Here is a 26,709-nt window from a genome sequence, read left to right on the forward strand (position 1 = left end):
GGTCCGGAACGCCACACCGTCCCCCGACTGTGGGTGGTGGCGGCTAGGTTGGAGCCATGGCCCAGGAGCAGAAGCAGCCGCGCAAGTCCTCGGAGACGGAGGAGGCGCCGCAGGACGTCACCGAGACCGACGTCGCCGAGCGCAAGGAGGCGCTGGACGACGACGTCGACGCGATCCTCGACGAGATCGACGACGTGCTCGAGACCAACGCCGAGGACTTCGTGAAGTCGTTCATCCAGAAGGGCGGCGAGTGAGCACCACCGACCCTCGCCTCCCCGCGGCGTACCTCCAGCCCGGCGTGTCCTCGTTCGCCGACTTCCTGGCCGACCAGGCGCCCGACCTGCTGCCCGCGCGCCGCGCGGTCCCGCAGGGCAACGCCGGCGACCTGGCGCCGCACGGCACGACCATCGTGGCCGCGACGTTCCCCGGCGGTGTGGTGATGGCCGGTGACCGGCGCGCCACCATGGGCAACGTCATCGCCCAGCGCGACATCGAGAAGGTCTTCCCGGCCGACGAGTTCTCCGCGGTCGGCATCGCCGGCACGGCCGGGATCGCGGTCGAGATGGTGCGGCTGTTCCAGGTCGAGCTCGAGCACTACGAGAAGATCGAGGGCACCACGCTCTCCCTCGACGGCAAGGCCAACCGGCTCTCCGCGCTCATCCGCGGCAACCTGGGCATGGCCATGCAGGGCCTGGCCGTCGTCCCGCTCTTCGCCGGCTTCGACCTCGACACCGGCCAGGGCCGGATCTTCAGCTACGACGTCACCGGCGGCCGCTACGAGGAGACCGCGTTCCACTCCGTGGGCTCCGGCTCGATGTTCGCCCGCGGTGCGCTGAAGAAGCTCTACCGCGGCGACCTCGAGGTCACCGGCGCGGTGGAGGTCGTGGTCCAGGCGCTCTACGACGCCGCCGACGACGACTCCGCCACCGGCGGGCCCGACCTGACCCGCCGGATCTTCCCGGTCGTGCAGATCATCACCGTCGAGGGCGGCCGACGACTCGCCGACGACGAGGTGGCCGAGGTGGCCGACCGCGTCATCGCGGCCCGGATGACCCGGCCCGACGGCCCGGCCGCGCCGCTGACCACGAGCTCGACGGCCACGACGGGGGGTGCCTCGGCATGAGCATGCCGTTCTACGTCTCGCCCGAGCAGCTGATGAAGGACCGGGCCGACTTCGCGCGCAAGGGCATCTCACGCGGGCGGTCCATGGTCGCGGTGCAGTACGCCGACGGCATCCTGCTGGCCTCGGAGAACGTCTCCCAGGCCCTGCACAAGATCTCCGAGATCTACGACCGCATCGCCTTCGCCGCGGTCGGGCGCTACAACGAGTTCGAGAACCTCCGCATCGCCGGCGTCCGGCTGGCCGACATGCGCGGCTACGCCTACGACCGCCGCGACGTCACCGGGCGCGGGCTGGCCAACGCCTACGCCCAGACCCTCGGCACGATCTTCTCCAGCGGCGGCGAGAAGCCCTACGAGGTCGAGATCTTCGTGGCCGAGATCGGCGACACCGCCGAGCAGGACCAGATCTACCGGCTGACCTACGACGGCCAGGTGGCCGACGAGCACGGCTACGCCGTCGTCGGCGGCGCCGCCGACGTCGTCTCGGCCTACCTGTCCGAGCACTACCGCGAGGGCGCGACGCTGACCGAGGCGGTCACGCTCGCGGTGTCCGCGCTCGGCCGCACCGCCAACGAGCGCGGCGAGTCCGACGACCGCACCATCCCGGTCAAGGACCTCGAGGTGGCCGTGCTCGACCGGACCCGCGCGCGGCCGCGCAAGTTCAGCCGGATCGGGCCCCACCGGCTCGAGTCGTTGCTCGGCGACCGCGGCCCGACGGAGTCCAACCCGGTCAAGGAGGGCACGGAGCGCACCGAGGAAGGCACCGAGGAGCACACCGAGCACCCGCCCGGCCCGGCCTCCTCCGACGTCACCCCGGATGATCCCGCCGACCCCACCGACCAGACCTCGGGCGACGTGCCGCCGCTCGTGGACCCAGTGGCGCCGCCACCCCCGCCGTCCTCCCCGGGCGAGGGCGACGACCGGCCTCCGGTGGCGCCCTGAGCGACGCACGGGCCTGGACGAGCGTCGGGCCCGACCGGCCGGCACACGACGGGTTCCTGCGGATCGTGCAGCGCACCGTCCGGCTCCCCGACGGCACCGAGGCGGTCTGGGAGCTCGACGACACCCCGGCCACCGTCACCGTGCTGCCGCTGACGCCCGACGGCGACGTCGTGTGCGTCGAGCAGTTCCGGCCCGGCCCCGACGTGGTCCGCCTCTCGCCGCCCGGTGGCTTCGTCGACGACGGCGAGGACCCGGTGGCGGCCGGTCTGCGCGAGCTGCGCGAGGAGACCGGCTACGTCGCGGACTCGGCCGAGCTCGTGGTCACGGCGCCGGTCAACAACAAGACCCACCCGCGCCACGTCGTGGTCGCGCGCGGCTGCCGGCTGGCGGGGGACCAGGAGCTGGACGACCTCGAGGACATCACGGTCCGCCTCGTCGGCGTGGGTGAGCTGCGGGCCGAGCTGCGGGCCGGGCGGCTCGGTGCGGCCCTCGAGACCTACCTGGCCCTCGACCACGCCGGGCTGTTGACCCCCGGTGCTGCGCCCTGACCCGTAGGGTTGTGGTGTGGACCGCCGGATCTTCGGGATCGAGAACGAGTACGGCGTCACCTGCACGTTCAAGGGCCAGCGTCGGCTGAGCCCCGACGAGGTCGCCCGCTACCTGTTCCGCAAGGTGGTGAGCTGGGGTCGCAGCAGCAACGTCTTCCTGCGCAACGGCGCCCGGCTGTACCTCGACGTGGGCTCGCACCCGGAGTACGCCACGCCCGAGTGCGACGACGTCGTCGAGCTGGTCACCCACGACAAGGCGGGGGAGCGGGTCCTGGAGGGGCTGCTCCTCGACGCCGAGCAGCGGCTGCACGACGAGGGCATCGCGGGCGAGATCTACCTGTTCAAGAACAACACCGACTCCGCGGGCAACTCCTACGGCTGCCACGAGAACTACCTCGTGGGCCGCGCCGGTGAGTTCAGCCGCCTGGCCGACGTCCTCATCCCGTTCCTGGTCACCCGCCAGATCGTGGTCGGCGCCGGCAAGATCACCCAGACGCCCCGCGGCGCGTCGTACAGCGTCTCGCAGCGCGCCGAGCACATCTGGGAGGGCGTCTCCAGCGCCACCACCCGCTCGCGCCCGATCATCAACACCCGCGACGAGCCGCACGCCGATGCCGAGAAGTACCGCCGCCTGCACGTCATCGTCGGCGACTCCAACATGAGCGAGACCACCACCATGCTCAAGGTGGCCTCCTGCGACCTGGTGCTGCGGATGATCGAGGAGGGCGTGGTGATGCGCGACCTCACGATGGAGAACCCCATCCGGGCCATCCGCGAGATCAGCCACGACGTCACCGGCCGCCGGAAGGTCCGCCTGGCCAACGGTCGCGAGGCCAGCGCGCTGGAGATCCAGGGCGAGTACCTCGCCAAGGCCCGCGACTTCGTCGACCGCCGCCAGATCAGCACCCCGACCATCGAGGCCGCCCTCGACCTCTGGGAGCGCGGCCTCAAGGCCGTCGAGTCCGACGACCTCGGCCTGGTCGACCGCGAGATCGACTGGGTCATCAAGTGGAAGCTGATCGACCGCTACCGCGCCAAGCACGGCCTGCCCCTCGGCCACCCCCGCATCGCCCAGCTCGACCTGGCCTACCACGACATCCACCGCGGCCGCGGCCTCTACTACCTGCTGGAGAAGCGCGGCGCCGTCGCCCGCGTCACCAGCGACCTGAAGATCTTCGAGGCCAAGTCCGTCCCGCCCCAGAACACCCGCGCCCGCCTGCGCGGTGAGTTCATCCGCCGCGCCCAGGAGCGCCGGCGCGACTTCACCGTCGACTGGGTCCACCTCAAGCTCAACGACCAGGCCCAGCGCACCGTCCTCTGCAAGGACCCCTTCCGCGCCCACGACGAGCGCGTGCAGAGGCTCATCGACGGCATGTGAGGAGGCCGCGCCTCGCGGGATGCCGCCGGCGCGCCTCCACGCCCGCCCGCGGTGGCGGGGGGCGGGTCCCTGCACAGGACCGGCCGCCGGGCCGGGGTCGTCACCCGGACCGTGCGTGCCGTTGCGGGGCGGGGCGGGCGGCGTCGTACCGACCGCGTTTGTCCAGTTCTCAGGCTCGGCCATTAGGGTTCCGGCGTGCTCCTGACAGGTCGCCCTGCCTCGCGGACGCGGTCGCGCGCCCGACGGCTCGCCACGATCCCGGCCCTGCTGGCCTGCGCCGCGCTGGTGCTCAGCGCGTGCGGTGACGACGGCGGCGGGGGCGGCGACGACCCGCTGGGCGTCAGCGAGGGCGCGGCGGAGCGGCTGGACGCGGTCACCATCTCCGGGGACGTCGGCACGGCGCCGGAGGTGAAGTGGAAGGGCGAGATGCAGGCCGGCAAGGTCGAGACCGAGACCCTGACCGAGGGCGACGGTGACGCGCTCAAGGGCCAGGACGACGTCATGGCCCAGCTGTGGATCGGCAACGGCTACTCCCAGCGCGAGGTCTACAGCACCTACACCGACAAGAAGGCCGAGCTGCTGACGGTCAACAACCAGCTGCCGGACTTCCTGGCGGGGATCCGCGACGCGAAGATCGGCAGCCGGCTGGCCATCACGGCCTCGGCGGAGGAGATGTTCGGCCAGGCCGGCAACTCCCAGCTCGACATCGGCAACAAGGACTCCGTGCTGGTCATCGTGGACCTGGTCTCCAAGGTCCTGGACAAGCCGGAGGGCGAACAGACGGCGTACCCGGCCTGGATGCCCAAGCCCAACTTCGAGAAGGGCGTCATCAAGAGCTGGGACTTCACCGGCACGCCGCAGCCCACCGACAAGCTCCTGCGCACCCAGCTGATCAAGGGCACCGGCCCCCGGGTCAAGAAGGGCCAGACCATCGCGGTCCGCTACCTCGGGCAGGCGTTCGGGGGCGACAAGCCGTTCGACCAGAACTACGGCGACGACGGCCAGGGCGCCCCGACGACGTTCAGCATCGGCACCGGCGCGGTCATCAAGGGCTGGGACCAGGGCCTGGAGGGCGTGCCCGTGGGCTCGCGCGTGGTCCTCGAGGTCCCGCCGGACCTGGGGTACGGCGAGCAGGGCAGCGACGGCATCCCGGCCAACGCGACGCTGGTCTTCATGATCGACGTGCTGGGCGCCGCCTGAATGTCGTGAGGGGTCCGGCCGCCCGAGGTGGCAGGATCTGAGCCATGGCGGCGGAGAAGAGCGAACGGCTCCTCAACCTGCTGATCATGCTGCTGGTGCAGCGCACCTACGTCGCCAAGGAGCGGATCCGCGAGATCCTCTACCCGGGGTCGACGCCGGAGGCGTTCGAGAAGATGTTCGAGCGCGACAAGGACGAGCTGCGCAGCCTGGGCGTGCCCATCGAGGTGGGCCAGATGGACGCCTTCTTCGACGACGAGCCGGGCTACCGGATCCGCCCCGACGAGTTCGCGCTGCCCGACATCAGCCTGACCGCCGACGAGGCCGCCGTGGTGGGCCTGGCCACCAAGGTCTGGCAGCACGCCCGGCTGGCCGAGGCGACGACCGAGGCGGTCCGCAAGCTGACCGCGCTCGGGGTCGACGTCGACCTCGGCGCGCTCGACATCGTCGAGCCGCGGCTCAGCGCGGACGAGCCGTCGTTCGACGTGTTCTGGGAGGCCACCCAGGACCGCGTGCCGGTGGTCTTCGACTACGTGCGCTCGGGCGAGACCGAGCAGCGCACCCGCCACCTCCAGCCCTGGGGCGTGGCCCGCTACTCCGGGCGGTGGTACGTCGTCGGCTTCGACACCGACCGCCGGGCCGAGCGGATCTTCCGGCTCTCGCGGGTGGTCGGCAAGGCCACCAAGCGGGGCCGGCCGGGCTCCTACGAAATCCCGCCCGGGACCGACGTGAGCGAGGTGGCCCGCCGCCTCGCGCCCGAGCCGTCCACCACCCGTGTGGTCCTGCTGGTCCGCAAGGGCGCCGGCCACACCTTGCGCCGCGGCGCGGACAGCGTGGAGGAGGGCGTGCCCGGCCCCGACACCGAGTCCACCTGGGACCGGCTGGTCCTCGAGCGCGGCTCGGTCGGGCTGGCCGACGAGGTCCTGGGCTACGGCGCGGACGCCTACGTCGAGGAGCCCGTGGCCCTGCGCGAGGCGGTCGTGGGCCGGTTGCGGGAGGCCGTAGCGTGAGCGCCCCCGCGAGCGCGAAGGACCAGGTCGCGCGGCTGCTGACCCTGGTGCCCTACCTGCACGCCCACGGCGAGGTCCGCCTCGACGAGGCCGCGCAGGCCCTCGGCGTGGCGCCCGACCAGCTGTTCAAGGACCTCAAGGTCCTCTTCATGTGCGGCCTGCCGGGCGGCTACCCCGACGACCTGATCGACGTCGACATCGACGCGCTCGAGGGCCCGGACGGTGTGCGGACCGACGGCGTCATCAAGGTCTCCAACGCCGACTACCTGGCCCGGCCGCTGCGACTGAGTCCCACCGAGGCCTCGGCGGTGATCGTGGCGCTGCGGGCGCTGCGCAACGGCGCCAAGGACGACACCCGCGAGGTCGTGGACCGCGCGCTGGCCAAGCTGGAGACCGCGGCCGCGGAGGGTGGCGCGGGCGCCCAGATCGACCCGGGCGCCGCCGCCGACACCGACCTGGCCCTGCTGGGCAAGCGGCTGCAGACCGCGGCCGACCGGGGCCGGCAGGTCCGGCTGTCCTACTACGTGGCCAGCCGCGACGAGCAGTCCGAGCGGGTCGTGGACCCCAAGGGGGTGGTGACCCACGTCGGCCACCTCTACCTCGACGCCTGGTGCCACAGCGCCGAGGCGCCGCGGCTGTTCCGACTGGACCGGATCGACCGTGCCGAGGTGCTCGACGACCCCGTGGAGACCCCCCAGGAGGGCCCCCGCGACCTGGGCGACGGCATCTTCAGCCAGTCCTCCGAGGTCACCCCGGTGACGCTGCTGCTGGAGCCGGAGGCCCGCTGGGTCACCGAGTACTACCCCGCCGAGGAAATCCGCGACGTGGGTCAGGACCGAACAGAGGTCGTCCTGCTCGTCGCCGACGAGCGCTGGTTGACCCGCCTGCTGCTGCGGCTCGCGCCGTACGCGACGGTGGTCTCGCCCGCGTCGTACGCCGACACGTTCACGTCCGCCGCTCAGCGGGCGCTCAGCCTCTACGGCTGAGGGGCGAGTACGCTGGAAACGACTCCACCGACCTTGTGAGGACACTCATGATCACCCCGCTCATCGCCAACCTCGGCCCCACCGAGCTGATCCTGATCGTCCTGGTCATCGTCCTGCTCTTCGGCGCCTCCAAGCTGCCCGAGCTGGCCCGCGGCAGCGGTCGCGCGCTGCGGATCTTCAAGGCCGAGACCAAGGGACTGATGGACGACGACGACGAGGCTCCGGCCACGTCGGCCACCCCGGCGTCCCAGACCCAGGCGCAGCTCGAGATCGAGGCCAAGCAGCGCGACCTGGCCGCACGGCAGGCTGAGCTCGACGCCGAGGCGGAGAAGCTCCGCCGCGGCGAGACCGCCTGACCTCCAGCACTTGATCAAGCGCCTGGCCGGGCTCCTCAGCACGAGCCCCCAACACCCCGTCGGTGCCGACGGGCGGATGGCCCTCTCCGACCACCTGCGCGAGCTGCGCGCGCGACTGATCCGCTCCGTGCTCGCGGTCATCGTCATCTTCTGCGTGGCGCTGTACTTCTACGGCCACCTGCTCGACCTGATCCTGGTGCCCTACAACGACGCCCGCGAGCGGCTCGGCGGCGAGGTCCAGACCCAGGCCGTGGTCAACGACGTCACCGGCCCGCTCCTGCTGCAGCTCAAGCTGTGCGGCGTGGTGTCGGTGATCGCGGCGGCGCCGTACTGGCTGTTCCAGATCTGGGCCTTCATCCTCCCCGGCCTGCACCCCTCGGAGCGCAAGTGGAGCCGGGTGTTCGCGGCCATCGCCGGCCCGCTGTTCTTCGCGGGCGTGGCCGTCGGCTACTACGTCCTGCCCAAGGCCATCGAGGTGCTGATCGGGTTCACGCCCGACAACGTCACCAACCTCGTGGAGTTCGGCAAGTTCTTCTCCTTCATCACCCGCATGCTGCTGGTCTTCGGCATCTCCTTCGAGATCCCGCTGTTCGTGGTGATGCTCAACCTGGCCGGAGTCGTCTCCGGCAAGGCGCTCGGGCGCTACCGGCCGTGGATCGTCATCGGCACCTTCGTCTTCGCCGCCGTCGCGACGCCGTCGACGGACCCGTTCTCCATGCTCTTCCTCGCCGTGCCGATGCTGGTCCTGTTCATCATCGCCGAGATCATCGCCCGGCTCTCCGACCGCGCCCGTGGACGGGGGCAGAACTCCACCGAGCAGTGGGCCGACGACGAGGTCTCGCCGCTGTGACCTCGGCGGCGACCGAGCTCGACCCCTTCGACCTGCCCGACTGGCTGGGCGACGGTGACGTGGTGTGGGCCTCGACCGCGGGGCTGTCCGGTCACGCCGTGGCCGGCTCGCTGGCCGGTCCGGGTGACACCCTCGCCTGTGACCTGCTGGCCGTGGACCAGGCCTACCCGGCGCCTGTGCTGGACGAGCCGACCCGGACGCGGGTGCACCAGGTCTGGCGGCACGGGCAGGTGCTGCTGCTCAGCGTGGACGAGCGGGCGACCGTCGCGGCCCCCGGTACGTCGTGGAGCGCGGACGGCGTGCTCGAGACGCTGACCCGGGTGGCCCGGGCCGTCGGCGCCGACCCGGCACGGTGGTCGGTGCGGCTGGGCCTGCGCCCCTAGCGCTCAGGCGGGTCGGACCGCCGCGACCCGGGAGACCAGCTCCTCGCCGGCGCGGACCACGGTGTCGCGGTGGTAGGTCAGGGCGTACTCGAAAGTCCGCTCCATCTCCGGGCCGTCGTCGCCGAGGTCACGGGCGAGCAGGGCGGTGGCGAAGTGCGGGCTGATGACGACCACGTCCCACTCGTCCAGGACCGGGTCGTCGTCGCTCAGGCTGGCGCCGCGCACCCCGGGGGCGGGCTCGTCGGGCAGGTCGCGGCCCAGGGCGCACACGAAGCCGGCCGAGCGGCCCAGGTCGGCGTAGCGCCGCACGGTCCCGGGCGTCAGGTGCCTGGCCTCCTGGAAGGTCGAGGCCACCACGCACGTCTCGCCCAGCCGGAGCGCCTCGCGCTCGAGGTGGTAGGTCAGCTCGAGCAGGAGCCCCTTGGTGGCCCGCCGCAGCGTGGTGCCCTCCGGCAGCGCGTCGAACGGGGAGCGGACGGACCGCTCCGGGCGGTCGCGGCCGGTCCGGGTCAGCTCGAGGACGCCGGTGCTGGCCCCGTGGTCCGGCTCGTCGGTGGGACGGCCGAAGAACCAGCCCTGGCCGAGCGTCGCGCCGAGGGCGCGGGCCGTCATCAGGTGCTCCTCGGTCTCGATGCCCTCGGCCAGCACCGAGGCGCCGTACCGCTCGGCGTAGGCGTTGACGGCGTGCATGATCTCGGCCGTGCCGCCGTGGGGCGGATTCTGGACGAGCGAGAGGTCGAGCTTGACCACGTCGGGCCGCAGCAGCGCCATGAAGGCCAGCGACGTGGCCTCCACGCCGACGTCGTCCAGCGCGACGCCCCACCCGAGCCCCCGGACCCGGCGCAGGGCGGCGAGCAGCTCGGCCGGCCGGGCGGCCAGGGAGCGCTCGGTGACCTCGAGGACCACGCGCACGCCGCCCGGCGCGCGCTCGGCCTCGGCGACCAGCTCCTCCAGCGGGGCGTCGGCGAGCACCTCGGGCTCGACGTTGACGAAGACCGTCGTCGGCGCGGTGAGGCCGAGCGCGACGGCCGAGCGCAGGGCCGAGCGGCGGCAGGCCTCGTCCAAGGCGGCCAGCTGGCCGGTGCGCCGGGCCGCGCCGAACAGCTCGTCCGGACGGGCGAACGGGCCCTCGGGGCCGCGCGCCAGGGCCTCGTGGCCCACCACGAGACCGGACTCCAGGGCCACGATCGGCTGGAAGACCGAGCGCACCCGCGCGCCGTCCAGGACCGCGCGGAGCGCCTCCGCCTCGCCGGCGTGGGACGGCTCGACCACCAGCTGTGCCATGCGAACAGTCTGAGACGCGTCTTGGGCCGCGGGGACCGTTTCGCGCCCTTTCACCCTTTGGTGGTCCGGCCGGACGGGCGCCGGGGCGCTGGGCGCTACCCTGCGCGCGTGGCCCGCGAGATCGCCCTGCTCACCAACCCCACGTCGGGCAAGGGGCGCGGGGGACAGGCCCGCGCCGCGGTCCTCGACCGACTGCGCCGGGGCGGCCTGGTGGTGCGCGACCTCAGCGGCCGCGACGCCGACGAGTCGCTCGACCTGGCCCGAGCGGCGCTGCAGGACGGTGCCGAGGCGCTGGTCGTGCTCGGCGGCGACGGGATGGTCCACCTCGGCGTGCAGGCCGTGGCCGGCACCGGCACCCCGCTCGGCATCGTCCCGGCCGGCACCGGCAACGACGTGGCCCGCTACTTCGACCTGCCCCGCAAGGACCCCTCGCGGCCGCGGACGTCGTGGTCCGAGGGGACACCCGCGTGGTGGACCTGGCCCGCAGCGGCGGCCGCTACTACGCCACCGTGCTGTGCGCGGGCTTCGACGCCCTGGTCAACGAGCGGGCCAACCAGATGACCTGGCCGCGCGGGCAGATGCGCTACAACCTGGCCACGCTGGCCGAGCTGCGGGTCTTCAGGCCGCTCAGCTACGTCCTGGAGCTCGACGGCCGCCAGCACCGCACCGAGGCCATGCTGGTCGCGGTGGGCAACGGGCCGTCGTTCGGCGGCGGGCTGCGGATCACCGAGGGCGCGCTGCTCGACGACGGCATGCTCGACGTGGTCGTCATCAAGCCGATGAGCCGCGGCGGCCTGGTCCGCACCTACCCCAAGCTGTTCAAGGGCACCCACACCACGCACCCGGCGTACGAGCACCACCGGGTCCGGCAGGTCACCGTCGCCTGCCCCGGCATCACGACGTACGCCGACGGCGAGCGCTTCGGGCCGCTGCCGATGACCGTGGAGTGCGCCCCGGGGGCGTTGACCGTCTTCGCGTGAGCCGGGTCCGTAGTCTGGACGGGTGAGCACCGACGAGCTGTCCCCGTCGGAGCGGTACGCCGAGCACCGGCGACACCAGGGCCACCCGGTGGTGAAGGACTTCCGGGCGCTCTACGACTTCCCGCTCGACGACTTCCAGCTCCGCGCCTGCCGCGAGATCGAGGACGGCCACGGGGTGCTGGTCGCCGCCCCGACCGGCTCCGGCAAGACCATCGTCGGTGAGTTCGCGATCCACCTGGCCCTCAGCACCGGCCGCAAGTGCTTCTACACCACGCCGATCAAGGCGCTGAGCAACCAGAAGTACCACGACCTGGTGGACCGCTACGGCCCCGACGAGGTCGGGCTGCTGACCGGGGACAACGTGGTCAACGGCGAGGCGCCGATCGTGGTGATGACCACCGAGGTGCTCCGCAACATGCTGTACGCCGGCAGCCGGACCCTCCTCGGCCTCGGCTTCGTGGTCATGGACGAGGTGCACTACCTCGCCGACCGCAGCCGCGGTGCGGTGTGGGAGGAGGTGATCATCCACCTCCCGGAGTCGGTCACGGTCGTCAGCCTGAGCGCCACGGTGAGCAACGCCGAGGAGTTCGGCGAGTGGCTGGCCACCGTGCGTGGTGAGACGACGACCATCGTCGAGGAGCGCCGCCCGGTGCCGCTCTACCAGCACGTGATGGTGGGCAAGCGGCTGCTGGACCTGTTCGCCTCCGACGACATCGACGCGGCCGCCGGCTTCGTCAAGGAGGGCGCCCCGGTCAACGGCGAGCTGATGCGGGTGGCCCGCGACGACTGGGCCTCCACCCGGCTGATGCGCGACCGCCGCTCGGCCCGCAAGGGCAACCCGGGCTCGTCGAAGAACCCCCGCAACGTGGGCAACGGTCGCCGGGTCTGGATCCCGGGCCGGCCCGACGTGGTCGACCGGCTCGAGCGCGAGGGGCTGCTCCCGGCCATCGTGTTCATCTTCAGCCGGGTCGGCTGCGGCGCGGCCGTCCAGCAGTGCCTGGCCGCCGGCGTGCGGCTGACCACGCCGGAGGAGCGCGACACCATCCACGCCTACGTGGAGGCGGCCTGCCGCGACCTGCCGCAGGAGGACCTGCACGTCCTCGGCTACCACGACTTCCTCGACGGCCTGACCCGCGGCGTGGCCGCGCACCACGCCGGCATGCTGCCGGCGTTCAAGCACGTGGTGGAGGAGCTGTTCCTGCGGGGGCTGTGCAAGGTCGTCTTCGCCACCGAGACCCTGGCGCTCGGCATCAACATGCCGGCGCGCACGGTGGTCATCGAGAAGCTGACCAAGTGGAACGGCGAGACGCACGCCGACATCACGCCGGGGGAGTACACCCAGCTCACCGGTCGTGCCGGTCGTCGCGGCCTGGACACCGAGGGCCACGGCGTCGTGCTCTGGCAGCCCGGCATGAACCCCAGCGAGGTCGCCGGACTCGCCTCGACCCGGACCTACCCGCTCCGCTCGAGCTTCCGGCCGTCGTACAACATGGCGGTCAACCTGGTCCACCAGTTCGGCCGCGACACCTCGCGCGAGCTGCTGGAGCAGTCCTTCGCCCAGTTCCAGGCGGACAAGGCGGTCGTGGGGCTGGCCCGGCAGCTGCGCAAGGCCGAGGAGGCGCTGGAGGGGTACGCCGAGGCCGCGAAGTGCGACCTGGGCGACTTCATGGAGTACGCCGCCCTGCGCCGCCGCATCTCCGAGGTCGAGAAGGGCGCCAGCCGGGCGCGCAAGGCCGACCGCCGCGACGAGGCCATCGAGTCGCTGCGCCGGCTCAAGCGCGGCGACGTGATCGAGGTGCCGACCGGCAAGTTCGCCGGCTACGCCGTCGTGGTCGACAACGGCTGGGACGAGACCAACCCGCGCCCCTACGTCGTCACCGCGGACCGCCAGGCGCGGCGGCTGGCCATGATCGACTTCCCGGTGCCGGTCCAGGCCGTGGCCCAGGTCAAGGTCCCGAAGTCGTTCAACGGCCGCAACCCGCAGATGCGGCGCGACCTGGCGTCGGCGCTGCGCTCGCGCACCCACGACCTGGCCCCGCCGCCGCCCGGCAAGCGGCCGACCCCGAAGGCGTCGGTGGACCCGGCCGTCGAGCGCGAGGTCCAGGAGCTGCGCGACCAGCTGCGCGCGCACCCGTGCCACGCCTGCCCCGACCGTGAGGACCACGACCGGTGGGCCCAGCGCTACTTCAAGCTGGAGGCCGATGCGGCCACGCTGCGCCGCCGGGTCGAGAACCGGACCAACACCGTCGCCCGGCAGTTCGACCGGGTGTGCGAGGTGCTGACCGCTCTGGGCTACCTCACCGACGCCGGCGCGGAGAGCAGGGTCACCGACCAGGGCCGTCGGCTGATGCGGCTCTACTCCGAGCTGGACCTGGTCGCCGCCGAGTGCCTGCGCACCGGGCTGTGGGACGGGCTCTCCGTGCCCGAGCTGGCCGGCGCGCTGTCGGTGCTGGTCTTCGAGGCCCGCCGCGCGGACGACGCCGGCCCGCCGCGGCTGCCCGGCGGCCGCACCCGTGACGTCGTCACCCAGACCCAGCGGCTGTGGAGCGAGCTGGACGCGCTCGAGCGCGACCACAAGCTCGACTTCCTGCGCCAGCCGGACGCCGGGTTCGCTTGGGCGGCGTACAAGTGGGCCGAGGGCGAGGAGCTCGACGACCTGCTCGGCGCCATCGACCTGGCGGCCGGCGACTTCGTGCGCTGGATGAAGCAGCTGCTCGACCTGGCCGGCCAGGTGGCCGACGCGGCCGGTGACGGGGCCCTGCGCGAGACCGCGCGCGACGTGGTCCGGGCCGTCCGGCGTGGCGTCGTCGCCTACTCGGGGCTGGGCGAGGAGGAGTAGAGCCGGCTCTCGTGCACCGCACCGCCCAGCCAGCGGTGCAGGCAGTCGCCGGACTCCAGGCGCATCCCGTCCCGCGCGCAGTCCGTGCCGAGGTGCAGGACCTGGTCGAGCACGCGGTGCCCGCCCAGGCCGACGCCGCTGTCGAGCTCCTCGACCAGCAGGGGTACGCCGGCGCGGGTGACGTCGGTGCGCGTGCGCAGCCGCCCCGGACCCTCGCCGGAGCGGCCCAGGACCAGGGTCTCGCGCAGGCTCACCGCGCCACCGGCCTCGACCCGGAGGCCGCGGTGCACGTCGGCACCGTCGGCGACCACGAACGGCTCGGCGTCCCACGCCAGCGCGCCGCCGGGCTCGACCTCGATCTCGACGTCCCAGCGCGCGTCCAGCCCGCGCATCGCGTAGGCCACGGTGCCACCGGGCTCGACGAGGCGCAGCCGCTCGCCCGCGTCGACCCGGACCCGGACGGTGACGTGGTCGCCGGCCAGCAGCACCGCCTGCTCGGGGACCAGGGCGACCCGCTCGTCGTCCAGCCGGAACGCCCGCAGGTGGCTGCTGCGGACCTCAGTGCGGGTGCGGGTGCGCATGCGCGGCCATCGGTCCCGGGTCGACCGGCACCAGGTCGCCGGCGCGGAAGTGGGCCAGCCGGTCCTCGACCCACGCCGCGAGGGTGTCCACCGATCCCGGGTCGGTGCGCGAGAGCGCCAGCACCGGGCGCCCCTGCCGGGCGTGCTCGGCGTCGTGCACCATCCGCGCGACCTCCACCCCGACGTACGGCGCGAGGTCGGTCTTGTTGACGACCAGCAGGTCGGCGCGCTCGATCCCGGGGCCGCCCTTGCGGGCCACGTCGCCGCCGCCGGCGACGTCGAGCACGAAGAGCTGCACGTCGACCAGGGCGGGGGAGAAGGTCGCGGTCAGGTTGTCGCCGCCGGACTCGACGAGCACCACGTCGAGCGGCGCGAACCGCTCCTCCAGCTCCTCCACGGCCAGCAGGTTGGCGGTCACGTCGTCGCGGATCGCGGTGTGCGGGCACGCGCCGGTCTCCACGCCGACGATCCGCTCGGCCGGCAGCACCCCGGCCGAGCGCAGGAAGCGCGCGTCCTCGTCGGTGTAGATGTCGTTGGTGACCACGCCCAACCGCAGGGTGCCCGCCAGCTCGCGGCAGATCGTGGCGATCAGCGAGCTCTTGCCGGTGCCGACCGGGCCGCAGACGCCCAGCCGCAGGGCCCGGGTGCTCATGGTCGGGTCAGGCACTGAACAACCTCCTGGTCGTAAGGGCGTGCGCCTGGGCCCACGCCTCGATCTGTGGAGAACCGGTAGCCGGGATGTCGGTGGTCGCCGTCAGGGTGGAGAGCACGTCGGCCAGCCGGTCGACGTCGGGCAGCAGCCCGACGCACCACGCGGTGGCGTCGGCCGGATCGAGGGGGAGGAGCTTGAGCGCAGCGCCCAGCACGGTCTGCACGTCGTCGTACGCCACGACGGTGACCAGCTCCCGCGCCGCCAGCCCGGTCTCGGCCGCCACGGCGCCCAGGACGACGGCGCGGGGCGGGCGGTCGACGCTCGTCCAGTGGCGCGCCGCGGCCGGCCAGGTGCGGCGAGCCAGCCGCAGCAGGCCGCGGCCGAGCAGGCGGGCGGTGGCGCGCATGGCGTCGCTGGGGGTGCGGGCGGCCCAGGCGGTCTCCACCTCGGCGAGGGGGCGACCGGTGAGCGCGTGGTGGCGGGCGACGACCGCGGTGGCGGCCTCGGTGCGGACGACGGTGGCCAGCCGGGTCCGGCAGTACGCCGCCAGGTCCGCCGCCGGGTCCGTGGCGGCGAGCCCTGCGGCGAGGGCCGGCTCGAGCTGGGCCGACTGGGTGTGCCCGGCGGCCGGCAGGCGGGCGTCGGCGAGCAGGAGCGCGAGAGCGTTCACGTCAGAACAGCGAGTACAACCGGGCCAGCGGCAGCTCGGTCGCCGGCTGCGGCACGACCAGGTCGCCGTCGACGGTGATCGCGAAGGTCTCCGGGTCGACGTGGATGTCGGGCAGGGCGTCGTTGTTGACCATGTCCGCCTTGCCCACCTCGCGGGTCGGGGTCACGGCCGCGAGCGGCCGGCGCAGGCCGAGCCGGTCGGCGAGGCCGTCCTCGAGGGCGGCCGGGGCGACGAAGGTGACCGCGTGGTCGGCGCCGTCGGCGTCGACGAGCGTGGGGCGCATGAGCACCGGCTGCGGCGTGGGGATGCTGGCGTTGGGGTCGCCCAGGGCCGCGCGCACCAGCGCGCCGCCCTTGAGGACCAGCTCGGGACGGACCCCGAAGAAGCGCGGGTCCCACAGCACGAGGTCGGCCAGCTTGCCGACCTCGACCGAGCCGACCTCGTGGGCGATGCCGTGGGCGATGGCCGGGTTGATCGTGTACTTCGCGACGTACCTCCTGGCGCGCTCGTTGTCCGCCGCCAGGCCGCCGTCGAGCGGTCCCCGCCGGGCCTTCATCACGTGCGCGACCTGCCAGGTCCGGGTGACGACCTCGCCGATGCGGCCCATGGCCTGGGCGTCCGAGGAGGTGATGGACAGTGCCCCCAGGTCGTGCAGGACGTCCTCGGCCGCGATCGTCGTGGCCCGGATGCGCGACTCCGCGAAGGCCAGGTCCTCCGGCACCCGTGGGCTGAGGTGGTGGCAGACCATCAGCATGTCGAGGTGCTCGGCGACGGTGTTGACCGTGTGCGGCAGCGTGGGGTTGGTCGAGCCGGGGATCACGTGGGGGAGCGAGGCGACCTCGATGATGTCCGGCGCGTGCCCGCCGCCGGCGCCCTCGGTGTGGAAGGCGTGGATCGAGCGGCCCGCGATGGCGGCCACGGTCGACTCCAGGAAGCCGGCCTCGTTGAGCGAGTCGGAGTGCAGGGCGACCTGCAGCCCGTGCTCGTCGGCGGCGCGCAGCGCGGCGTCGATGGCGGCCGGGGTGGAGCCCCAGTCCTCGTGCACCTTGTACGCCGCGGCGCCGGCCAGTGCCTGCTCGGCCAGACCGGCGGCGCTGACGGTGTTGCCCTTGCCCATCAGCAGGACGTTGACCGGCAGGTGGTCGAGCGCGCGGTGCACGGTCCGCAGGTGCCAGGCACCCGGGGTGACGGTGGTGGCTCGTGAGCCCTCCGACGGACCGGTGCCGCCGCCGCCCACGGTGGTGACGCCGCTGGCCAGTGCCTCGTGGACCTGCGAGGTCGACAGGAAGTGCACGTGCACGTCGATCGCGCCGGCGGTGAGGACGCGGCCCTCACCGGAGATGACGTCGGTGCCGGGGCCGATGACCAGGTCGGGGTGCACGCCGTCGGCGATGTCGGGGTTGCCGGCCCGGCCCAGGGCCACGATCCGGCCGTCGCGCAGACCGACGTCGGCCTTGACCACGCCCCAGTGGTCGAGGACCACGGCGTTGGTGATGACGGTGTCGGGCGCGCCCTCGGCCCGGGTGGCCGTGCCCTGGGCCATCGACTCGCGGATGGACTTCCCGCCGCCGAAGACCGCCTCCTCTCCGCCGAAGGTCAGGTCCTGCTCGACCTCGATCCACAGGTCGGTGTCGCCGAGGCGGACCTGGTCGCCGACGGTCGGGCCGTAGAGCGCGGCGTGCTCGCCCCGGGTCAGCTCAGCCACGCTCGCGCACCTGGATCCCCGGCACGAGCCGGCGCCCGCGCAGGGCCACCACCGCCACCTCGCGGGAGGCGCCGGGCTCGAAGCGGCGCGACGTACCCGAGGGGATGTCGAGCCGGAACCCCCGGGCCGCCTCGCGGTCGAAGTCGAGAGCGGTGTTGGCGTCCGGCAGGTGCAGGTGCGAGCCGATCTGCACGGGGCGGTCGCCGGTGTTGACGATGACCAGGGTCCCGCGCTCCTCGGGCGTCCGGTCGGCGTTGATCTCGAGCGTGCCCTCGGCCAGCCGGAGCGCGCCCGGTGGCTCGGTCGTGCTGTCGTCACCGCCCGCGATCGGGTCGTGGAGGGTGACCAGCTTGCGCCCGTCGGGGAAGGTCGCCTCGACCTGCACGTCGTGCAGCATGGCCGGGACGTCCGGCAGCACCTGGTCGGTGGTGAGCACCTCGCGGCCGGCTTCCATGAGCTCGGCCACGCCGGCGCCGTCCCGCGCGCGCTCGATCACCCAGCAGCTCAGCAGGGCCACGGCCTCGGGGTGGTTGAGCCGGACCCCACGGGCCAGCCGGTCCCGCGCGACCATGCCCGCCACCGAGAGCAGGAGCTTCTCGGTCTCGCCCGGCGTCAGGTGCACAGCGCGACCGTAGGTGGCGTGTGTGACGGGGGTGTTACAGCCTCAGCCGCCCTGGCGCACCGCGTCGGCGACGGGCGTGTCGCCGTTGACCAGGTCCCACTGCTTGCCGATGGTGCCGGGCTCGTCGAGCACGGCGGCCAGCACGGCGGCCACGTCGGCGCGGGTGACCTCGCCGCGCTCCACGTCCGGGCCGAGCGCGACCAGCCCGGTGGCCGGGTCGTCGGTGAGCCGGCCGGGCCGGATGATCGTCCAGTCGAGGCCGCTGTCGCGCACGGCCGCGTCGGCGTCGCGCTTGGCCTCGACGTAGGCCCGCCAGACGTCCTCGGTGTCCTCGGGCAGCGGGTCGTCCACGCCGATGGCCGAGACCTGCACGAAGCGCGAGATGCCGGCCTGCCGAGCGCCCTCGACGGACTTCAGCGAGCCCTCGAGGTCGACGGTCCGCTTGCGCTCCTGGTTGCCGTCCGGGCCGCCGCCGGCGGCGAAGACGACGGCGTCGCAGCCGGCGAAGGCCGCCGCGAAGGCCGCGGCGTCCTGGCTCTCGATGTCGAGCAGGCGCACCTCGGCGCCGCGGGACTCGAGCTCCTCGCGGTACGCCTCGCGGCGCACGAGGGCGACCGGGGTGTGCTCGGAGCGCCGCAGCGCGACGAGGAGGTGCTGGGCCACCTGTCCGTGGCCCCCGACGACGGCGATGCGGGACATGCCCTCCACGGTACGGGCCGGCCGAGGGCCGGCCGAGCGCTCAGCGCATGAGCGCCTCGACGAGCCGGGTGGCCGGCCCCTCGAGGTTGTGCTTCTCGGCCAGCTCCGCCACCCGCTCCGGGTCGCGCGGCGTGACCGGCCGCTCGAGACCCGTGCGGTCCACGTCGAGGTCCCGGGCCACCGCGACCACCTGCGGCGCGACGGCCAGGTAGTCGGCCGCCGCCTTGATCTTGCCGCGCGGCCCCGGCCCGAGCTCGGAGTCCGGGTCGCCGGCCGCCGCGAGGATGCCGGCCATGTCCCCGAACCGGCCCAGCAGCGTGGCCGCGGTCTTCTCGCCCACGCCGGCCACGCCCGGCAGGCCGTCGGAGGCGTCGCCGCGCAGGGTGGCGAAGTCGGCGTACTGCGCCGCGTCGATGCCGTACTTGCCGCGCACCCACGCGTTGTCGACCCGCTCGTGGTTGCCCACGCCGCGCGCGATGTAGAGCACCCGCACCTCCGCGTCGTCGTCGACGACCTGGAACAGGTCGCGGTCCCCGGTCACCACGTCCACCGGCCCCCGCGCGCCCGTCGCCAGCGTGCCGATCACGTCGTCGGCCTCGTAGCCGTCCGCGCCCCGCACGCAGAGCCCGAACGCGTCCAGCACCTCCAGGATCACCGGCACCTGCACCTCGAGCGGGTCCGGAACCTCCTCGACGTCCGGCCCGCTCGCGACCTCCGAGACCACCCGGTGCGCCTTGTACGACGGCAGCAGGTCGACCCGCCACTGCGGGCGCCAGTCGTTGTCCCAGCAGCACACCAGCTCGTCGGGGTCGTACTGCTCGACCAGCCGGGAGATGAAGTCCATGAAGCCGCGCACCGCGTTGACCGGCAGCCCGTCGTCGTCGGTGATCTCCGGGACGCCGAAGAAGGCCCGGAAGTACATCGAGGCGGAGTCCAGCAGCATGAGGCGGGGCCCGGAGGTGGTCACGGGCCGATCCTGTCAGAGGCGGCGACTAGGGTGCGGGCGTGACGTCCTCCCCCTCTCGAGGCCACCGACCGGCAGATCCTCCAGCTGCTGGCCGCGGACGGCCGGATGTCCTTCACCGACCTCGGCAAGGCCACGGGCCTGTCCACGTCCGCGGTCCACCAGCGGGTCAAGCGCCTCGAGCAGCGCGGCCTGATCCTCGGCTACGGCGCGACCGTCAACCACGAGGCCATCGGCCTGCCGCTGACCGCCTTCATCTCCATCCGCCCGATCGACCCCTCCCAGCCCGACGACTCCCCGGCCCGGCTCGAGGAGATCCCCGAGATCGAGTCCTGCTGGTCGGTGGCCGGCGACGAGTCCTACATCCTCAAGGTCCGCCTGGCCCGCCCGAGCGACCTCGAGGACCTGCTCGCCCGCATCCGCCTGGCCGCCAACGTCTCCACGCGCACGACGATCGTGCTGTCGACGTACTACGAGAACCGCCCCGTCACCGGCGGGTGACGGGGCGGTCAGGCTCGGCGCGTGACCGCGATGGTCACGGGATGACGAAGGTGACTGCGACGTCGGTCCTGGACAAGCCCGGGCCAGTGAAGGAGTCCGTCGCCAGCTCGTACGCACTGGGGCAGTCGGACGGCTGGGTCGCCCCCGTCGCGGGGCCAGCCGACGTCGGCTGGTCACCACCACGTACTTCGACCGCGCGGCGACCAGGGTCCCGTTCGACGTGAGGACGCCGTAGGCGCGGGGCTGCTCGAGCTCTGCGACCGCACCGCCGGCCAGGTCACCGAGGGCGACCGAGCCGTCCGCGATCTGTGCACCGCCGACCGAGCCGGCGCCGAGGTCGGCCGCCGTCGCAGGGCGCCGACTGCGATCTTGGAACGCAGGTGAGTTCTGCTCCGGTCCGGGTCTTCTCCCGAGCTCCGGGCGGTCTCTCGGCACGGACTCGTCTCGCACGACGTGATCGGGCCATGGGCCGGCACTGCGAGGACCAGCCGTCAGGTGCGGCCGAGCTCGAACGTCCCGCGCGGGGCCCGCAGCTCCACCCGGCGCACTCCGCGCGCGCCGCCGACCAGCGTCAACCCGGGCACGTCGCCGCCGAGCCAGGCACCCAGCTCGTCCGAGTCGCCGCCGAGCTCGACCTCGACCACCTCGGCCGGTCCGCCCTCGTCGGGGTGCACGTCGGCGCCGCGGACCCCGTCCCAGGCCAGGAAGAACGGCACCTGCCGCGCCGCCATCTCCTCCATGCCGGCCGAGCGCCAGGAGAGGGTGCTGCCGTCGGGGCGGGTCCGCGAGCCGGTCGAGACCGGGAGCCCCAGCCGCGCGGCGGTGGCCTCGAGGTCGTCCGGCTCGACGGCCAGGCCCAGCCAGGCGTCGCCGTCCGCGCTCGCCTCGAGCACCCGTCGGCCCAGCGGTGTGGTCTCGGCGACGGCACGGTCGCCGACGCCCATCAGCTCGACGTACGCCGAGCCGGCCGGGATGATCCGATTGCGGGTGCCCCAGGCGGGGTGCTCGCCGCCGACGACCGACCCCAGGCCGTGCTCGGCGAGCAGGCGGGCCGCGGCGGCGTCGACGTCGGCGCAGGCGAGGATCAGGTGGTCGAGGCGCACGCCCCGACGCTAGCCGCTCACCGTGAGCGGTCAGTACGCCTGCAGCGCCGCCGTACGACGCGAGGCCTCGGCCATCTCGGCGGCCTTGAGCGCGGACTCGTCGAGCTGCCCGTGCTCGGCCCACCACGCCTGGCCCTCGGCGGAGAGGGAGTGGATCGGGTCGTAGTACTCGTAGGTGCGGGTCAGCGCCTCGGGGTCGGCCGCCTCGATGGAGGTCCGGTAGTTCTTGGTCCAGTGCGAGATGCCGCGCACCTCGTCATACGACGCGAGCTGGTGCACCCAGCGCTTGCCGACGAACGGCACGTCACAGACGATGCGCGGGGTGGCGAAGCCCGGCAGGTAGCCCATGATGTGGTGCTGGAGCCGCTGGGCGTCGGCGACCGAGACCCGCCAGTGCTCCGAGAACGGGATCATGTCGCACATGTAGAAGTAGTAGGGCATGATCTGCGCGCCGTCGAGCAGCCGGAAGCACAGGTCGAGCAGGGCGTGCGGGTCGGCGTTCACGCCGTTGAGCAGGACGCCCTGGTTGCGCACGTCGCGCACGCCGGCGTCGAGCATCGCGCGGGCGGCGTCGGCGACCAGCGGGGTCACCGAGTTGGCGTGGTTGACGTGGGTGTGGATGGCGATGGAGACCCCGCGGGCGCGCGCGGTCGAGGCGACCCGGCCCACGCCCTCGACCACGTCGGGCTGCAGCCAGTGCTGGGGCATCCCCATGAGGGCCTTGGTGGCCAGGCGGATGTCGCGGATGTTCTCGATCTCGAGCACCTGGGTGAGGAACGCCTCGAGCCGGGGCCACGGCATGTTGGCCACGTCGCCGCCGGAGACGACCACGTCGCGCACCTGGGGCGTGCGGCGCAGGTAGTCGAGCATGTCTCCGAGCCGGTCGTTCGGCTTGCCGACGAACTTCAGCTTGTCGATGACCGCGGTGGAGTTGCCGACCAGGTCCATGCGGGTGCAGTGGCCGCAGTACTGCGGGCACGTGGGCAGCAGCTCGGCGAGCACCTTGGTCGGGTAGCGGTGGGTCAGCCCCTCGGTGGCCCACATGTCGTGCTCGTGCAGCGAGTCGCGGGTGGCGTGGGGGTGCGATGGCCAGTCGGTACGGCGGTCGGAGAAGACCGGCAGCATGTACATCCGGACGGGGTCGGCGTAGAGCGCCTCGGTCAGCGAGCCCGGGCCGGCGGGCGTGAGGTGCGGGACCATCGTGTTGAGCATCTGCGGCGGCACGAGCATCGACATCGTGGCGCGCTCGGCCTGGTCGCGCTCGAGGTCGGCGTAGAAGCGCTCGTCGACCAGGTCACCGAGCAGGTCGCGCAGCTGCTTGACGTTCTTCACGCAGTGCGCGCGCTGCCACTGGACCGACTCCCACTCCGCGCGGGTGACGTCGCGCCAGCCCGGGAAGCGGGTCCAGTCCGGCTCCACCAGCTCGACACGCTGGTAGGGGTAGGGCTGACCGGTCTCGAGCCCGATGGACGTTTCAATGGTCACTGTGCCACTGTAGGTGGACGATCTGCGGCATGTCCAAGCACACGCCGCAAATCATCCTGTTGAACGCGCAGTCATCGAGGAGAAACTCCGTGCGACCGAGTGACCCGACCGGGCTGCACCGTGTGCTGGACGACCGCACCGTCCTGCCCCAGGCGGCGCAGCGGCTGGACACCCGGCGCGAGCTGTGGCCCGACGAGGTCCGGATCCGGGTCGAGCGGCTCAACCTGGACGCCGCGTCGTTCCGCCAGCTCGAGCGCACCCACGCCTCGCCCGACGCGGTGCGCGACGCCGTCCTCGACATCGTGCGCACGCGCGGCAAGATGCAGAACCCCGAGACCGGCTCCGGCGGCATGCTGGTCGGCACCGTCGAGGAGGTCGGCCCCGAGTCGCCGCTCGGTCTGCGCGTCGGCGACCGGGTGGCCACCCTGGTCTCGCTCACGCTCACCCCGCTCGTGGTCGAGGACGACCTGGCGCGCTGGGACGGCCGCTCCGAGCAGGTGCCGGCCGACGGCTACGCGATCCTCTTCGGCCGCTCCATCGCCGCCGTGCTGCCCGACGACCTGCCCGCCGAGCTGTCCCTGGCCGTCATGGACGTCTGCGGCGCGCCGGCGCTCACCGCCCGCGTCGTCGAGGGGTACGACGCACCGGTGGTCGCGGTCATCGGCGGCGCCGGCAAGTCCGGCTCGCTCTCGCTGGCCGCGGCCCGCCGGGCCGGCGCCAAGCGCACCGTCGGCGTGGTGCCCACCGAGGCCGAGGCGCAGCTGCTGCGCGCCGCCGGCATCGCCGACGACGTGGCCCTGGCCGACGCCCGGGACCCGGTCGCGCTGCGCGACGCGGTGGCCGCCGCGGCCGGCGGTCCGGCCGACGTCACCGTGGTCTGCGTCGACGTCCCCGGGTGCGAGGGCGGCGCGGTGCTGACCACCGCGGCCGGCGGCACGGTCATCTTCTTCTCCATGGCCACGTCCTTCTCCGCCGCCGCCCTCGGTGCCGAGGGGCTCGCGGCCGACGTGACGATGCTGGTCGGCAACGGCTACGTGCCCGGCCACGCGGCGTACGCCGTGGAGCTGCTCCGTGAGCACGACGGCGTCCGGTCGCTGTTCGAGCGGCGGCTCTGATGGCCCGCAGGCCCCGCGGCAAGCTCGACCTCGACCCGGTCACCGTCCGCAAGGCGCGCGCGCTGGCCCGCAAGGCGGGCCGGCCGATCGTCGACCTGGCCCAGCAGCACACCACGGTCAGCGTCGAGCGGGCCACGCTGCGCATGGCCGGGCTCGGCGGCGCCGACGGCGACGGCATCCCGTGGGCCAACCGGCTCCTCGACACCGTCCGGGCGGACGTCGGGTTGGAGCACGGCGTCGCGCTGCCGGTCTGGGACGCCCTGGTCCGTGGCGAGGCCGAGGACCTGGCCACCCTGGCCCAGAAGGCCGGCGCCGGCTCGGTGCGGTTCCGGCTGCCCGAGGGCCGCGACGCGACGCGCGCCAGGAGCGCCGCGCGCAAGCAGGTCGGGGCGGGCCTCAAGCGCATCGACGCCCGCCGCCGGGAGCGCGAGCGGATGGTCCGCAAGCACGGCGACGCCCCGCGCACGCCGTGGATCTACCTCATCGTCGCGACCGGCGACATCATGGAGGACATCCCGCAGGCCCAGCAGGCCGCGCGCGAGGGCGCCGACGTGATCGCGGTGATCCGCTCGACGGGTCAGAGCCTGCTCGACTACGTCCCCGAGGGCGCGACCCGCGAGGGCTTCGCCGGCACCTACGCCACCCAGGAGAACTTCCGGCTGATGCGGGCCGCGCTCGACGAGTCCAGCGCCGAGCTGGGCCGCTACGTGCGCCTGACCAACTACGCCTCGGGGCTCTGCATGCCTGAGATCGCCACCCTGGCCGGGCTCGAGCGGCTCGACATGATGCTCAACGACTCGATGTACGGGATCCTCTTCCGCGACATCAACCCGGTCCGCACCTTCGTGGACCAGCGCTTCAGCCGCCAGGTCCACGCCCGCGCCGGCATCATCATCAACACCGGCGAGGACAACTACCTCACCACCGCCGACGCCGTCGAGGCCGCGCACACGGTGACGACGAGCCAGCTGCTCAACGAGTACTTCGCCAAGGAGGCCGGGCTCGAGGACTGGCAGCTCGGCCTGGGCCACGCGTTCGAGATCGACCCGGACCTGCCGAACTCCTTCCGCATGGAGCTGGCCCACGCGCTGCTGGCCCGCGAGCTGTTCCCGGAGGCGCCGCTGAAGTGGATGCCGCCGACGCGGCACATGACCGGCGACGTCTTCCGCGGCAACCTGCTCGACGGCTTCTTCAACCTGGTCGGCTCGCTCACCGGCCAGGGCATCCTGCTGGTCGGCATGATGACCGAGGCCGTGGTGACGCCGTGGCTCTCCGACCGCGACATCGCGCTGCAGAACGTCCGCTACGTCCTCAACGCCACCGGCGACCTGCACGAGGACTTCAACCCCGCCCCGGACGGCTTCATCGCCACCCGCGCCAGGCAGGTGCTGGGCGAGACCGTGGACCTGCTCGAGGCCATCGTCGACGACGGCCTGCTCGCGGCCATCGCGGACGGCACCTTCGGGCTCATGAAGCGCCCCGCCGACGCCGGCCGCGGCCTGGACGGCGTCGCGCGCAAGGCCGAGGCGTACTTCAACCCCGCCAGCGAGCTGCTCGAGGAGGCGCAGTGAGCATCGTCCGCCCGTACGGCGACGCCACCGGCGACGGCATGGTGCAGCTGAGCTTCACCCTGCCGGTGCCGCACGACAAGGTCGCCGACGGCGCCGCCGTCCAGCTGGCCAACAAGATGGGCATGGACCCGGCGCTGGTCGTGCACAGCAAGCCGATGGGTCCGGACTTCACGTTCTTCGTGGTCTACGGCCGGGTCAACCACCTCGTCGACACCAGCACCGTCGAGGTCGTCGAGCGCGACTACCCGCTGCTCACGCCCAAGGAGGTCAACGCCGCGGTCAAGCGCTCGCTGCGCCGCCGCCTCGTCGTCGTGGGCGGCTGCATCGGCACCGACGCGCACACCGTGGGCATCGACGCGATCCTCAACATCAAGGGGTTCGCGGGGGAGAAGGGGCTGGAGTACTACCGCGAGATCAAGGTGGTGAACCTCGGCGCCCAGGTCTCGGTCCCGCAGCTGGTCGAGCGCGCCCGCGCCGAGAAGGCCGACGCCGTCCTGGTCTCCCAGGTCGTCACCCAGCGCGACGCGCACCTGCTCAACACCCGCGAGATGTCCGCGGCCTTCCGCGAGGCCTACCCGCCGGAGCGGCGGCCGTTGCTGGTCGTGGGCGGGCCCCGCTTCGACGAGACCATGGCCGGTGAGCTCGGCGTGGACCGCGTGTTCTCCCGGGGCACGACGCCCGGCGAGGTCGCGTCCTTCCTCGTGCACCGGATCGCCCCCCGGGCGGCGGCGTGAGCGCCGAGGTCGGCACCCGCGTGGTGCACCGGCGCTACGTGCCGTACTCCGACGCCCACTACGCCGGGAACCTGGTCGACGGCGCCTACTCGCTCAAGCTGTTCGGCGACGTGGCCACCGAGATGTGCATCGTCACCGACGGCGACGAGGGGCTGTTCGCGTCGTACGCCGACGTGCAGTTCAAGGAGGCGGTGCGCGCCGGCGACGTGCTGGAGATCAGCTGCACGCTGACCCGGGTCGGCACCCGCTCGCGCACCCTCGACCTGGCCGTCACCGTGGTGGCCCGCGGCGAGCCGACGCCCGAGCGGCCCGGCGCCGCCCGCGTGCTGGGCGAGCCGCTGGTGGCCACGACGGCCACCGGGACCGTGGTCGTGCCGCCTCGCGCGTAGGACACGCCGGACGGCACCAGAATTTTCATGAACTGTGCATGAA

General features: G+C 73.1%; 29 protein-coding genes. 19 read left to right on the top strand and 10 right to left on the bottom strand.

The window, feature by feature from the left end; translation table 11 throughout:
• The first annotated feature begins 56 nt into the window (after positions 1 to 56).
• The 11 genes from G5V58_RS10960 (at position 57) to G5V58_RS11010 (ending at position 8,772) form a co-directional block, all read left to right on the top strand.
• Positions 57 to 254, top strand: coding sequence for a ubiquitin-like protein Pup (locus tag G5V58_RS10960; protein WP_165232271.1), 198 nt, complete (start codon positions 57 to 59; stop codon positions 252 to 254).
• Positions 251 to 1,123 (top strand): proteasome subunit beta, encoded by an 873-nt coding sequence (gene prcB / locus G5V58_RS10965; protein ID WP_165232274.1) that lies wholly within the window; start codon positions 251 to 253, stop codon positions 1,121 to 1,123. The genes G5V58_RS10960 and prcB overlap by 4 nt, the downstream gene beginning before the upstream one ends.
• Positions 1,120 to 2,064 carry a proteasome subunit alpha gene (gene prcA, locus G5V58_RS10970; protein ID WP_165232277.1) on the top strand — a complete coding sequence of 315 codons (945 nt, stop codon included), beginning with the start codon at positions 1,120 to 1,122 and terminating at the stop codon, positions 2,062 to 2,064. The genes prcB and prcA overlap by 4 nt, the downstream gene beginning before the upstream one ends.
• A gap of 65 nt (positions 2,065 to 2,129) precedes the next feature.
• Positions 2,130 to 2,612 (top strand): NUDIX hydrolase, encoded by a 483-nt coding sequence (locus G5V58_RS10975; RefSeq protein WP_165232280.1) that lies wholly within the window; start codon positions 2,130 to 2,132, stop codon positions 2,610 to 2,612.
• 16 nt (positions 2,613 to 2,628) lie between these two features.
• Positions 2,629 to 3,990, top strand: a complete 1,362-nt coding sequence (gene pafA / locus G5V58_RS10980; protein ID WP_165232283.1) for a Pup--protein ligase — start codon at positions 2,629 to 2,631, stop codon at positions 3,988 to 3,990.
• Between the two features lie 195 nt (positions 3,991 to 4,185).
• Positions 4,186 to 5,190, top strand: coding sequence for an FKBP-type peptidyl-prolyl cis-trans isomerase (locus G5V58_RS10985; RefSeq protein ID WP_165232286.1), 1,005 nt, complete (start codon positions 4,186 to 4,188; stop codon positions 5,188 to 5,190).
• Between the two features lie 44 nt (positions 5,191 to 5,234).
• A complete protein-coding gene (locus tag G5V58_RS10990) occupies positions 5,235 to 6,197 on the top strand; it encodes a helix-turn-helix transcriptional regulator (RefSeq protein ID WP_165232289.1) in 963 nt (320 codons plus the stop codon).
• Entirely contained in the window at positions 6,194 to 7,183 is a 990-nt protein-coding gene (locus tag G5V58_RS10995) for a helix-turn-helix transcriptional regulator (protein WP_165232292.1), read from the top strand. The genes G5V58_RS10990 and G5V58_RS10995 overlap by 4 nt, the downstream gene beginning before the upstream one ends.
• 47 nt (positions 7,184 to 7,230) lie before the next feature.
• The gene (tatA, locus tag G5V58_RS11000) at positions 7,231 to 7,539 is read left to right on the top strand and encodes a Sec-independent protein translocase subunit TatA (RefSeq protein WP_196240580.1); all 309 of its coding nucleotides are present in this window, start codon (positions 7,231 to 7,233) and stop codon (positions 7,537 to 7,539) included.
• A 10-nt stretch (positions 7,540 to 7,549) separates the two neighbouring features.
• Positions 7,550 to 8,389: a twin-arginine translocase subunit TatC gene (gene tatC / locus G5V58_RS11005; RefSeq protein ID WP_230487271.1), complete on the top strand. Its 840-nt coding sequence runs from the start codon at positions 7,550 to 7,552 to the stop codon at positions 8,387 to 8,389.
• Positions 8,386 to 8,772 (top strand): hypothetical protein, encoded by a 387-nt coding sequence (locus G5V58_RS11010; protein WP_165232295.1) that lies wholly within the window; start codon positions 8,386 to 8,388, stop codon positions 8,770 to 8,772. The genes tatC and G5V58_RS11010 overlap by 4 nt, the downstream gene beginning before the upstream one ends.
• Before the next feature lie 3 nt (positions 8,773 to 8,775).
• Here the strand turns inward: G5V58_RS11010 and G5V58_RS11015 are convergent, their stop codons facing one another.
• Positions 8,776 to 10,056, bottom strand: a complete 1,281-nt coding sequence (locus G5V58_RS11015; RefSeq protein ID WP_165232298.1) for a sensor domain-containing phosphodiesterase — start codon at positions 10,054 to 10,056, stop codon at positions 8,776 to 8,778.
• 108 nt (positions 10,057 to 10,164) lie between these two features.
• Here G5V58_RS11015 and G5V58_RS26580 point away from each other — a divergent pair, with 108 nt between their 5' ends.
• From G5V58_RS26580 to G5V58_RS11025, 3 genes are read left to right on the top strand one after another with little or no spacing between them, the layout of a single operon-like run.
• Complete coding sequence (locus G5V58_RS26580) at positions 10,165 to 10,617, top strand: diacylglycerol/lipid kinase family protein (RefSeq protein WP_329957567.1); 453 nt, start codon at positions 10,165 to 10,167, stop codon at positions 10,615 to 10,617.
• Positions 10,524 to 11,036: a hypothetical protein gene (locus tag G5V58_RS26585; protein WP_329957568.1), complete on the top strand. Its 513-nt coding sequence runs from the start codon at positions 10,524 to 10,526 to the stop codon at positions 11,034 to 11,036. Before G5V58_RS26580 ends, G5V58_RS26585 begins: the two co-directional genes overlap by 94 nt.
• Positions 11,037 to 11,058: 22 nt before the next feature.
• Positions 11,059 to 13,875 carry a DEAD/DEAH box helicase gene (locus G5V58_RS11025; RefSeq protein WP_165232301.1) on the top strand — a complete coding sequence of 939 codons (2,817 nt, stop codon included), beginning with the start codon at positions 11,059 to 11,061 and terminating at the stop codon, positions 13,873 to 13,875.
• Here G5V58_RS11025 and G5V58_RS11030 read toward each other — a convergent pair.
• The 7 genes from G5V58_RS11030 to G5V58_RS11060 are packed head-to-tail and all read right to left on the bottom strand — an operon-like array spanning position 13,848 to position 19,747.
• Complete coding sequence (locus G5V58_RS11030) at positions 13,848 to 14,456, bottom strand: urease accessory protein UreD (protein ID WP_165232304.1); 609 nt, start codon at positions 14,454 to 14,456, stop codon at positions 13,848 to 13,850. The genes G5V58_RS11025 and G5V58_RS11030 overlap by 28 nt on opposite strands.
• Positions 14,434 to 15,123: an urease accessory protein UreG gene (gene ureG / locus G5V58_RS11035; protein WP_329957569.1), complete on the bottom strand. Its 690-nt coding sequence runs from the start codon at positions 15,121 to 15,123 to the stop codon at positions 14,434 to 14,436. Before ureG ends, G5V58_RS11030 begins: the two co-directional genes overlap by 23 nt.
• Positions 15,116 to 15,778 carry an urease accessory UreF family protein gene (locus G5V58_RS11040; RefSeq protein ID WP_165232307.1) on the bottom strand — a complete coding sequence of 221 codons (663 nt, stop codon included), beginning with the start codon at positions 15,776 to 15,778 and terminating at the stop codon, positions 15,116 to 15,118. Before G5V58_RS11040 ends, ureG begins: the two co-directional genes overlap by 8 nt.
• Position 15,779: 1 nt before the next feature.
• Positions 15,780 to 17,483, bottom strand: coding sequence for an urease subunit alpha (locus tag G5V58_RS11045; protein WP_165232310.1), 1,704 nt, complete (start codon positions 17,481 to 17,483; stop codon positions 15,780 to 15,782).
• On the bottom strand, positions 17,476 to 18,105 hold the full coding sequence (locus tag G5V58_RS11050) for an urease subunit gamma (protein WP_165232313.1): 630 nt from the start codon (positions 18,103 to 18,105) through the stop codon (positions 17,476 to 17,478). The genes G5V58_RS11045 and G5V58_RS11050 overlap by 8 nt, the downstream gene beginning before the upstream one ends.
• A gap of 42 nt (positions 18,106 to 18,147) precedes the next feature.
• Positions 18,148 to 18,804, bottom strand: a complete 657-nt coding sequence (locus tag G5V58_RS11055) for an SDR family oxidoreductase (protein ID WP_165232316.1) — start codon at positions 18,802 to 18,804, stop codon at positions 18,148 to 18,150.
• Positions 18,805 to 18,844: 40 nt separating this feature from the next.
• Positions 18,845 to 19,747 carry a 5'-3' exonuclease gene (locus G5V58_RS11060; protein ID WP_196240603.1) on the bottom strand — a complete coding sequence of 301 codons (903 nt, stop codon included), beginning with the start codon at positions 19,745 to 19,747 and terminating at the stop codon, positions 18,845 to 18,847.
• Between the two features lie 129 nt (positions 19,748 to 19,876).
• Here G5V58_RS11060 and G5V58_RS11065 point away from each other — a divergent pair, with 129 nt between their 5' ends.
• Complete coding sequence (locus G5V58_RS11065) at positions 19,877 to 20,269, top strand: Lrp/AsnC family transcriptional regulator (protein ID WP_230487272.1); 393 nt, start codon at positions 19,877 to 19,879, stop codon at positions 20,267 to 20,269.
• A 491-nt stretch (positions 20,270 to 20,760) separates the two neighbouring features.
• Here the strand turns inward: G5V58_RS11065 and G5V58_RS11070 are convergent, their stop codons facing one another.
• Both G5V58_RS11070 and G5V58_RS11075 read right to left on the bottom strand, forming a co-directional pair.
• Positions 20,761 to 21,372 (bottom strand): VOC family protein, encoded by a 612-nt coding sequence (locus G5V58_RS11070; protein WP_165232322.1) that lies wholly within the window; start codon positions 21,370 to 21,372, stop codon positions 20,761 to 20,763.
• A 30-nt stretch (positions 21,373 to 21,402) separates the two neighbouring features.
• Positions 21,403 to 22,857: a KamA family radical SAM protein gene (locus G5V58_RS11075; protein ID WP_230487273.1), complete on the bottom strand. Its 1,455-nt coding sequence runs from the start codon at positions 22,855 to 22,857 to the stop codon at positions 21,403 to 21,405.
• Between the two features lie 89 nt (positions 22,858 to 22,946).
• Here G5V58_RS11075 and kdd point away from each other — a divergent pair, with 89 nt between their 5' ends.
• From kdd to kal, 4 genes are read left to right on the top strand one after another with little or no spacing between them, the layout of a single operon-like run.
• On the top strand, positions 22,947 to 23,972 hold the full coding sequence (kdd, locus tag G5V58_RS11080; RefSeq protein ID WP_165232325.1) for an L-erythro-3,5-diaminohexanoate dehydrogenase: 1,026 nt from the start codon (positions 22,947 to 22,949) through the stop codon (positions 23,970 to 23,972).
• Positions 23,972 to 25,543 (top strand): lysine 5,6-aminomutase subunit alpha, encoded by a 1,572-nt coding sequence (gene kamD / locus G5V58_RS11085; RefSeq protein ID WP_165232328.1) that lies wholly within the window; start codon positions 23,972 to 23,974, stop codon positions 25,541 to 25,543. Before kdd ends, kamD begins: the two co-directional genes overlap by 1 nt.
• Positions 25,540 to 26,277 carry a lysine 5,6-aminomutase subunit beta gene (gene kamE / locus G5V58_RS11090; protein WP_165232331.1) on the top strand — a complete coding sequence of 246 codons (738 nt, stop codon included), beginning with the start codon at positions 25,540 to 25,542 and terminating at the stop codon, positions 26,275 to 26,277. The genes kamD and kamE overlap by 4 nt, the downstream gene beginning before the upstream one ends.
• Entirely contained in the window at positions 26,274 to 26,666 is a 393-nt protein-coding gene (kal, locus tag G5V58_RS11095; protein ID WP_165232334.1) for a 3-aminobutyryl-CoA ammonia lyase, read from the top strand. Before kamE ends, kal begins: the two co-directional genes overlap by 4 nt.
• Positions 26,667 to 26,709: the final 43 nt, after the last annotated feature.

The organism is Nocardioides anomalus (assembly GCF_011046535.1).
Lineage (GTDB): Bacteria > Actinomycetota > Actinomycetes > Propionibacteriales > Nocardioidaceae > Nocardioides > Nocardioides anomalus.

Excerpts from the sequence above, each read along its gene's own strand:
- tatA (WP_196240580.1), top strand. The coding sequence starts at position 7,231 with ATGATCACCCCGCTCATCGCCAACCTCGGCCCCACCGAGCTGATCCTG.
- G5V58_RS10960 (WP_165232271.1), top strand. The coding sequence starts at position 57 with ATGGCCCAGGAGCAGAAGCAGCCGCGCAAGTCCTCGGAGACGGAGGAG.
- kamD (WP_165232328.1), top strand. The coding sequence starts at position 23,972 with ATGGCCCGCAGGCCCCGCGGCAAGCTCGACCTCGACCCGGTCACCGTC.
- G5V58_RS11055 (WP_165232316.1), bottom strand. The coding sequence starts at position 18,804 with ATGTCCCGCATCGCCGTCGTCGGGGGCCACGGACAGGTGGCCCAGCAC.
- G5V58_RS11030 (WP_165232304.1), bottom strand. The coding sequence starts at position 14,456 with ATGCGCACCCGCACCCGCACTGAGGTCCGCAGCAGCCACCTGCGGGCG.
- G5V58_RS11060 (WP_196240603.1), bottom strand. The coding sequence starts at position 19,747 with ATGCTGCTGGACTCCGCCTCGATGTACTTCCGGGCCTTCTTCGGCGTC.
- G5V58_RS10990 (WP_165232289.1), top strand. The coding sequence starts at position 5,235 with ATGGCGGCGGAGAAGAGCGAACGGCTCCTCAACCTGCTGATCATGCTG.
- prcA (WP_165232277.1), top strand. The coding sequence starts at position 1,120 with ATGAGCATGCCGTTCTACGTCTCGCCCGAGCAGCTGATGAAGGACCGG.
- G5V58_RS11015 (WP_165232298.1), bottom strand. The coding sequence starts at position 10,056 with ATGGCACAGCTGGTGGTCGAGCCGTCCCACGCCGGCGAGGCGGAGGCG.
- G5V58_RS11065 (WP_230487272.1), top strand. The coding sequence starts at position 19,877 with ATGTCCTTCACCGACCTCGGCAAGGCCACGGGCCTGTCCACGTCCGCG.